Annotated in this window: 2 protein-coding genes; both read right to left on the reverse strand. The window is 37.7% G+C overall.

Going from position 1 to position 1,463, the window contains the following annotated elements; translation table 11 throughout:
- Positions 1–254: 254 nt before the first annotated feature.
- Positions 255–848, reverse strand: coding sequence for a thioredoxin family protein (locus Q1553_RS00120; protein ID WP_115551191.1), 594 nt, complete (start codon positions 846–848; stop codon positions 255–257).
- Between the two features lie 54 nt (positions 849–902).
- The coding region (gene recO, locus Q1553_RS00125; RefSeq protein ID WP_300842640.1) for a recombination protein RecO at positions 903–1,463 on the reverse strand (561 nt) is incomplete at its 5' end.

The following is a 1,463-nucleotide window of genomic DNA, read 5'->3' on the forward strand; positions in this document are numbered from 1 at the left end:
AAATCCTCTAACCCTAAAGATTTTTAAGTCTTTTAAGTTATAGAAATCTCCCCGAACTTATCAGGGATTTTCTCAAACGCAAATGGGTAGGCGGTAGTTATGGTGGAATCTGCAAATGTGTGTGTCTGCCAACAAACGGCAGGTGTGCAGGATTATTATCGGGATTCTTTTATGCCAAAGCTTTGGAGATGATTCAAAAAGTGTGTTAAAGGAATCCTCAAAATTCTTTGGGATTCTATGATTTGAGTAAGCTTTTACACTCCCTTTTGCTTCCAATAGGTTTGTAGCTCTTGTGCAATGTTTTGAGGCTCTTTTGTCTCTAGTGTTGGATTAGTGAGAAATTCCAAAGTCGCAAAAAAGCGATTTTTTGGCATAAAACCGGGATAGATAAATAATTCTTTGCCACTTTGGCTCAAAAAAACAAGTGTGGGCGTGGGTTTAATATTGTATTTTTGTGCCAAATCCGCAGTGCTTAACTCTTGATTTGAAAACCTGATTTTATGCGTTTTGGTGTAGCTGATGTTGATATAATAAGGTGCGTAGTTGGATTTAAGAAAGCTTTTGATTTCAGGATTCTCTTTGATGAGATTTTTTAGCCTATCGCAATACACGCAACCATTTGCCGAAAACACAAGAAAAAAGGGTAGATTATCACTTGTAATCTCGCTTGTTTCCTTAAATACATCAGAAACTTCCGCATAGGAGTTTCTATCTATATTTTTCATTGCCTCTAATTGTTCTTTTGTGTTGTTTGTGCCACTAGAGACAATCTCATCTCCAACCTTTTCTTGACAAGCATTGAAGCTAAAGGCTAAGAGAATGGAGCAAAAAAAGTATAAAATTTTCATTTTTCATTCCTTAATAAATATGCAATTATAGCCTAAAACAGCTCTTTTTTGAATTTAGAGACCTTGCATTAAGAGATTCCACAGATTATCTACCTCAGCTTCTTCTAAGAACTCTCCGCGTAAAGAAAGCCATTGTGTAATGTGTGCTTGCTCAAATATCGCACCTTGCATACAATCTTTGTGTCCGCGAACCAATCCGCGCCCTAAGATGATTTTATCTTGCAGGGGTTGCTCGCAAATGAGGCAAGTTTGCAAGGTATTTCCTCTGCCTTCAAAGCGCAAGAGTTTAGCGTATAAATTAAGAATTGCGCGTTTGGGATTCTCTTTTTCTAGTCGTTTTGTCCCTTCTTCTAAATGCTCAAAATAAAAGGAATCTAGATGAGAAATATCTCTTAAATGCGTATTTAAGAGGTTGAGGTATTGTTGCCAAAAATAGCGTTTTTGCGTGTCCCGCTCCCAAATGAAACCTAAATGGATTGGCTCTCTTAGTCTGCCAATTTCACGCAAGTCTTGTTGTATAGAAAAGTCAATCTTGTGTCCCAAATGCACGACACTATGGCGCGCACCATAGAATCTATAAAGGGTGTAAAGTTGGCTTTGTGTCAGGATTCTAAC

Origin of the sequence: Helicobacter sp. UBA3407 (genome assembly GCF_949747025.1) — a bacterium.
Taxonomy (GTDB): domain Bacteria; phylum Campylobacterota; class Campylobacteria; order Campylobacterales; family Helicobacteraceae; genus Helicobacter_D; species Helicobacter_D ganmani.

What these genes read in the sequence shown, in the direction of transcription:
- Q1553_RS00120 (WP_115551191.1), bottom strand. Translation starts at nt 848, where the DNA reads ATGAAAATTTTATACTTTTTTTGCTCCATTCTCTTAGCCTTTAGCTTC.